This window comes from Streptomyces sp., from assembly GCF_031178505.1.
GTDB classification, from domain to species: domain Bacteria; phylum Actinomycetota; class Actinomycetes; order Streptomycetales; family Streptomycetaceae; genus Streptomyces; species Streptomyces gulbargensis.
In genome coordinates this window covers 1-6763 of sequence record NZ_JAPSIW010000371.1, presented here as the reverse complement: position 1 = coordinate 6763, position 6763 = coordinate 1, and the positions used below count along the sequence as shown (strand labels likewise).

Here is a 6763-nt window from a genome sequence, read left to right as displayed (position 1 = left end):
CGTGCTGCGCTGCACCGAGGGGTTCACCGCCTCCCTCTCCGGCCAGCGCCGCACCTGGCTGCCGATGAACTCCTCGATGATCGCCACCGAGCCGCTCACCGACGCGCAGTGGGAGTCCATCGGCTGGGACGGCCGCGAGACCCTCGGCGACATGGCCCATGCCTACATGTACGCGCAGCGCACCGCCGACGGCCGCATCGCGCTGGGCGGCCGGGGCGTCCCGTACCGCTTCGGCTCGAAGACCGACAACGACGGCCGCACGCAGGCCCGGACCGTCGAGGACCTCCGCGACATCCTGGTCCGCCTCTTCCCGCAGCTCGCGGGCGTCGGCATCGCCCACGCCTGGTCCGGCGTCCTCGGCGTGCCCCGCGACTGGTGCGCCACCGTGACCCTCGACCGTTCCACGGGCCTGGGCTGGGCGGGGGGTTACGTCGGCTCGGGCGTCGCGACCGCCAACCTCGCCGCCCGCACCCTGCGCGACCTGATCCAGCAGGACTCGGGCCAGTCCGGCCCGACGGACCTGACGGCCCTGCCGTGGGTCGGCCACCGGGTCCGCAAGTGGGAACCGGAGCCCCTGCGCTGGCTGGGGGTGCACACCCTGTACGCCGCCTACCGGGCCGCCGACCGCCGGGAGACGACGACGCACGCGGCGACGACGGACCGGGTGGCGAGCCTGGCCGACCGCTTGAGCGGACGCTGAGGGGGCGTCGCCCCCCCGGGCCCCGCGAGCCGGTGACGCCCCCTACTCCACCTCGATGCCGAAGTCACCCACCAGCTCGGCGAGACCGCCCCGGTACCCCTTCCCGCCCAGGACGAAGTCCCAGTCACCGCTCGCGCGCCGCCGGAAGGAACCGAGGACGAGCGCCGTCTCGCCCTGCCGCCCGTCGGAGACGACGAGCCGGTCCAGTTCCGTACCGGAGTCGTCCCGCAGCCGGATGCCCGCGTCGGTGAAGCCGCCGAGGTCCGCGTCGGGGTTCACCTCCGGGTCGACCGCCGCGACGAGGACCAGCCGGTCGGCCCGCGCGGGCAGGGCGTCGAAGCCGACGCGGATCGCCGCCCGGTCGCCCGGCGCGGCGGCGACCATGGCGACCGAACCGTCCGGCGTGGCCGGGTTGTTGAAGAAGACGAACCAGTCGTCGCCGAGGACCCGGGCGCCCTCGCAGACCAGGGCGCAGACGTCGAGCGCCACCTCGCCCGTCCAGTCCATGCCGAGCAGGTTGAAGTCGTCGGAGGCCTCGGTCGGGGAGGACACCGCCGCGGCCGGAGCGGCCGGCGCACCGGGCCCGAGCCGGCCGCGCAGCCCGTGCCGGTGGAGCAGCTCGACCAGCTCCGTGCCCGAAATCAGCGTGAGCGGCTTGCCGTTGGCGAAGGCGTACGAGCCGGGCCCGAACTTCGAGGTGGTGACGAGGACGCCCTTGTTGGCGCCCGCGCCCTGCACGGTCCCGTACAGGTCGCGGACGGCGCTCGGCGGCACCGTGTTGCGGTACCGCTTGACCTGCACCACGATCGACCCGCCGCTGATCGGGTCCGGGTCGAGGGCCTCGACGTCCACGCCGCCGTCGTTCGACCGGCGCGTGGTCACGGCCTGCAGGCCGCGGGCCCGGAACAGCGCGGCCACCAGCCCCTCGAAGGCGATCGGGTCCATCGCCAGCAGGTCGGGCTCCTCGCCCTCGCCCTGCGAGACGACCTCGGACCCGACCTGGTCGGGCAGTCGCAGCGGCTGCACCGCCACCCGCTCCTCCGGCTTCGCCGACAACCGCCCCGTGAGCGGCCCGGTGAGGCACTCCACGGCGTCGACCAGCTCCAGGTTCAGCCGGTCGAACACCGGCCGGGCCACGGCGACGGTCGCCACGCACACCCGGGCGGCCAGCCCCGTGGCCGGGTCCACACCGTCCACGTACCCGTTGAGCGCCACGCTCTCCACGGCCCCGAACCGGTCGGCCGCGAACAGCTGCCGCACCGCGAGCAGCACGGTCTGCGCCAGCACCCGCCGGTAGAGCGCCCGGCGCTGCGTCACCGGCCGGGGCACCTCCTTGTCCTGGTCGGTACCGGGCAGGTACTTCACGCCCCTGGCCTCGGGCACCACCTCGTACCCGGGCAGGTCCCAGTCGACGACCAGCTCGCGGCGGGCCCGGTCGTACGCGGCGGACACCTCGTGCGGGAAGCCCTCCGGCCAGGCGGTCGAGGCGTAGAGCACGGCGGAGAAGAACTCGACCACCGTGTCCGCGTCCCCCTCGCGCAGCGCCGCCACCATTCCGGCGATGCCCGCGTTGTGCGTACGGATCTCGGCGAGCCGGGCCGCCGCCCAGGCGTCGTACTCACGCCGGTACGCCGCCAGCGTCTCCAGCCGCCGGGCCTCCGCCGCCTGCGCCGCGTACCAGTCCCGCTCGAACCGGTCCCGCGCCCCGAACCCGTGGTACGCCCGCTGGTCCGGCATCACGACCGGCTCCCCCAGCGGGCCGGGCGCGAACGGCTCCACCTCCTCGGGCCGCCGCAGCGACTCCACGGAGAAGCCCGGCTCACGGCACCCGGCCGCGAGCAGCCCCTCCAGCAACGCCACCCGCTCGTCCAGCTCCCGCGTCCGCCGCAGCGCGTCCGCGTCCCGGTGCCGCCGGTACGCCGCCCGCTGCTCCCGCTGCATCCGCGCCACGTCCCGCTCCTGCGCCCGCAGCGCCCGCTCCGCCTCCCGCCGCTGCCGCAGCACCGCCTGCTGCTGGCCCTCCCGCTGCCGCTGCGCGACCCGCTGCTGCTCGGCCCACAGCCCGATCAGCCCACCGGAACGCCGACCCATCGACCACACCCCTCCCCGGAAACACCCCTCACCCCCTCCAGTCTCCCGGACCCGGCCCCACCCCGTCCCCCACTCCCCTCACCCGGAACGCCGAAGCCCCCACCGGTGAACGGGCGGGGGCTTCGTCCGAGTCGTCGTGACCCAGGCCTGCTCGCTACGCCGCGACGAGCACATCCGCGGCGTCCTGCATGCTGTCCGTGACCGCGTCGGCGCGCGCCTCGGTGAACGCCTCGTACGCGGACGGCGTGTTCGCGTAGCCGATGGCCGTGGCCCCGGCGGCGTGAGCGGCCTGGACGTCCGTGAGCGAGTCCCCGATCAGCGTGCAGCTGGTGACGTCGATGTTCATGCGCTCGGCCGCCGTGATGAGCGGATAGGGGTTGGGCTTCATCAGGTGCGGCTGCGCGGAGTGGCGGCCGACGATCTCGGACACGTACTGGTCCAGCCCGTGCAGCCCGAGGAAGATCCGCACGCACTCGGCGGAGTTGTTGCTGACCACCGCGACGCCCCGCCCGGTGGCACGGGCCGCTTCAAGCGTCTCCGCGGCCCCGGGCACCGGCTTCCCCGCGACGGCGACCGCGCGCACCTCGGCGGCCGTCAGGGCTCGCTCGGTCTCCTCGCCGAGTTCGCCGCCGGCCTCGTGCGCGATGCGCAGCACCTCGAGGGGGTCGTCCGTCCGGGCGGCCCTCGCGCCCACGGCCCCGTCCCGGGCGGCGAGGAGCTCGGTCAGCTCCCGCGCGACCTCGGCGGACGGCAGCCCCGCGAACAGATCGCACACGGGGCCGTCGAAGTCCACGAGGACGACACGGGCATTCGCCAGGGTTTCGTTGAGCGAGTCGGTGTGCGTCACGGTCGATGTCCCTTCCGGTGATCCCCGCGCCACACAGGACGCGGCGCGAGCCGATGCCCCGGCCGCCGAGCCGAGACCCCGAAGTCCTCCGCCGGACTCCCACCTGCCGCCTTCCCTGCCGAAGCGCATTCACCACGTGCGCCTTCTCACCGGAACCGACATCCCCGACCGTGATCACGCGAAAGGACCGGTTCCGGGACCGTGAGCCGCACGGCTCCGCAGGTACGACCGGGCGATCCTGGCCGGGGGAGGGACACCGCTGACGGCTGCTGCGGCCGACCGCCGCCGTTGGATGTCAGCCGTCGATGTCGGACGCCGTGGGCAGCCGTGCGTCCGGGCGGGACCGGAGCCAGGCCGATCGCTACCCTGTGCACATGATCCAGCAGGACGACCGCCAGTTCCCCGCCGCGCTCGCCGCCGCCATGAAGGTCCGGCTCGACCGCGCAGGCGAGGACCGCGTGGACTTCGAACCCTACGAGTCCTTCCTGAGCGCTGAGGACACGACGGACTGGTTCCGCGCGTGGACGGGCGACAACGACCTGAACGGCGATGCGTTCCGCGTCTTCGGGCAGGACGGCACCGGCGGGTACGCGGCGTTCTGGCTGATCCGTCCGGGGCGCAAGCTGGTCGAGCAGCCGGTCGTCTTCCTGGGCTCCGAAGGGGAGACCGGAGTCGTGGCCCGCGACCTCGGCGCGTTCCTGTGGCTGCTGGCCGACGGCCTCGGCCCCTGGGAGGCCGCCACCCCGTACGGTCCCGAACCTGGCTCGGCGGCTCAGCCCATCGAGGACCTGGCGGCCATCGCGCAGCGGCACGCTCCCGACCGGCGGGCATCGGCACCGGCGATCATCGCGGAGGCCGCACAGGAGTTCCCCGACTTCGACGACATCATCAGGGGACTGTGCCGTTGAACCTGGGCTCGACGCTCCCCCGTCGGCAAGGGCGTCCGCGCAGAAGCCGGCATGGGGCATTGAGCGAGATCTCGTAGACGATCCCCCACCGGGCGGCGGGGAGATCAGCGACTCCCGGGCCCGGCGAACGACATACGCCCCCCACCCCGCGCTCCTGACCGATCCGGGCCCTCAAGGGGCGGCCGGTCTCCAGGAGCCGGGACAGGCCAGGGCAGCCGGGTGTCAGTCGTTGTGCCTAGCGTTCAGCCATGAGCATGATCGGTGAGTACTTCCGTGTGACGGTGGCCGAGCTGGAGCGCTCGATGGAGGACCCGGACTGGGCTTTCGACTACATCGATGAGATCCGGGACGTCGAGGAAGAGGCTGAACCCTCGCCGGCCATGGCCCGTCATTTCTCCACGTACCAGACGTGGCACCTCTTGGACTTCCTCTTGAAGCGCTCCGGTTTTCCGGTCGATGTCATCCATGGGGAAGAGGTGTTCGAGAAGGCCGACGACTGGGGGTACGGCCCGCCGCGCTACCTCACCACGGATCGAGTTCGCTTCGGCGCTGAGGCTCTGAGCGGCTTGACGTACGACCAGCTCCTCGACGAAGTCGACCCCGCAGAACTCAATACGGCGGAGGTCTACCCACTGATCTGGGAGGACCAAGCCTCACTGGAGTGGGCCAGGGACTGGTTCGCCGGCCTGACCGAGTACTTCAAGGCAGCTGCCCGAGAAGGACACGCAGTCATCATCTGGCTGGACTGACTGTGGGCTTGGTTGGAAGCGAGGCCCACAGTTGGTCCGTGGCCCGCACCGACCTCTTCGTCCTGAAGCCACTCGGGGTGGGAGTTCTGCCTTGGGTCGGTGCGCCTCTCACCTGTGCTGACGGTCCGCAGACGTTCGCGTTCGTCCGCCGCTGTTCGTCGGTGTTGTCACGCAGTCAGACACGCAGGTTGGGGCAAGTGGGTGCTGGGCTCAGCGGAGCCATGCTCCTACGGCCAGCGACAGAAGTACGCTGCCAACGGTGTCGACAGCGGCAGTGCAGACGTTGGAAGGTCCGAACTTCTTCGAGCTGTTGTTCATCTCCGCCTCCTGATCATCCGCCCCAGAGGTCGTGCGGTGTGCGAGCCAGTTGATCAGTGCCTTGCAGAAGAACGCCGCTCCAGTGAGGAGCATGGCTACGTCGGAGCCGATGACTCCGCTCAGTCCAGCAACCGTTGAGATGGTCTCATGCGTTCGCCACAGCGCGCCCGGGTTTCCCTCCCGACTGCCGTCGACCCACATACCGTGGAGCGGGCACGATGCCGGGCGTCCCTGTGGAGCGCACCACTGTACGAACGACCTGGATGGCCGCGCGGCGGGGTGCCTTGGGGGCCCTCTCCCCCGATCAGCGCGGGGCGCGTCTGACGCACCGTGCACGGGAGCCCAACCAGTCCGGCCGCCTCTGTCGTAGGTGCCTGACAGGATCACGAACGTGACAGCCACCGAAGATCTCGTTGCCCGCGTCGCGGCGAAGGCCAAGGCCACTTCCACGGCCTTGCCTCCCGTCGCCACTGCCGAGGAGGTTGCCGAGGCGGAGGCAGTTCTCGGCTTCGCCCTCCCACCCCTGCTGGCGAGCCTGTACCGGGAGGTGGCCAACGGTGGCTACGGCCCCGACTACCGACTTTTTCCGCTGATCGGACCAGGGCGTACGGCGCTGAGCGAGTACCAGTCCGAACGATCCGCCTCGGCCGAGGACGAGACGCCGTACTGGCCGGCGGGCGTGCTGCCGATCCTCGACTGGGGCTGCGCCATGTACGCCGCGGTGGACTGCCTCAGCGAGACCGCCACGGTCCTCCTCTTCGAACCGAACGCCATGACGGACGACGGAGCCACCGCCTGGTTCGTCGACGCCCGGAGCCTGGCCGAGTGGCTCGAAACCTGGCTCGCGGGAACAGGGTGGCACCGGGAAGACGCGGATGAGTACGAAGACATCGCGGAGCCGACCCCGTGGGAGATGGCCGCCTCCCGGATCGCGGAGTGAACGAACCGCAGGACGACCGCTGAGCTCGCTCGATGGAGCGACCCCTCACACGACGGCATCCAAGGTCCGACCGTCCCTGACCGTCGCCGTTGATGTCACCCGTGGATGTCGAAGACCCCCGACCAAGATCGGTCGGGGGTCTTCGCGTTTCCTACCTGGAGCCCCCTGTCGGGTTCGAACCGACGACCCCCGCTTTACAAGAGCGGGAAG

The 6763-nt window shown here is 71.7% G+C and carries 7 protein-coding genes; 4 read left to right on the top strand and 3 right to left on the bottom strand.

Going from position 1 to position 6763, the window contains the following annotated elements; all coding sequences use genetic code 11:
* Positions 1-700: FAD-dependent oxidoreductase (locus RIF68_RS22345; RefSeq protein ID WP_309053068.1), on the top strand; the 700-nt coding region annotated here is incomplete at its 5' end.
* Positions 701-742: 42 nt separating this feature from the next.
* Here the strand turns inward: RIF68_RS22345 and RIF68_RS22340 are convergent.
* Together RIF68_RS22340 and RIF68_RS22335 are read right to left on the bottom strand one after the other, a co-directional pair.
* Positions 743-2791, bottom strand: coding sequence for a restriction endonuclease (locus RIF68_RS22340; protein WP_309053067.1), 2049 nt, complete (start codon positions 2789-2791; stop codon positions 743-745).
* Positions 2792-2945: 154 nt separating this feature from the next.
* Positions 2946-3638, bottom strand: coding sequence for an HAD family hydrolase (locus RIF68_RS22335; protein WP_309053066.1), 693 nt, complete (start codon positions 3636-3638; stop codon positions 2946-2948).
* Between the two features lie 374 nt (positions 3639-4012).
* On the opposite strand from RIF68_RS22335, the gene RIF68_RS22330 reads away from it, so the two are divergent.
* Complete coding sequence (locus RIF68_RS22330) at positions 4013-4546, top strand: SMI1/KNR4 family protein (RefSeq protein ID WP_309053065.1); 534 nt, start codon at positions 4013-4015, stop codon at positions 4544-4546.
* A 248-nt stretch (positions 4547-4794) separates the two neighbouring features.
* On the top strand, positions 4795-5295 hold the full coding sequence (locus RIF68_RS22325; RefSeq protein WP_309053064.1) for a YfbM family protein: 501 nt from the start codon (positions 4795-4797) through the stop codon (positions 5293-5295).
* Between the two features lie 210 nt (positions 5296-5505).
* Here the strand turns inward: RIF68_RS22325 and RIF68_RS22320 are convergent, their stop codons facing one another.
* Positions 5506-5814, bottom strand: coding sequence for a hypothetical protein (locus RIF68_RS22320; protein ID WP_309053063.1), 309 nt, complete (start codon positions 5812-5814; stop codon positions 5506-5508).
* 190 nt (positions 5815-6004) lie between these two features.
* Between RIF68_RS22320 and RIF68_RS22315 the strand changes: the two genes are divergently transcribed.
* The gene (locus RIF68_RS22315) at positions 6005-6553 is read left to right on the top strand and encodes an SMI1/KNR4 family protein (protein ID WP_309053062.1); all 549 of its coding nucleotides are present in this window, start codon (positions 6005-6007) and stop codon (positions 6551-6553) included.
* Positions 6554-6763 lie beyond the last annotated feature (210 nt).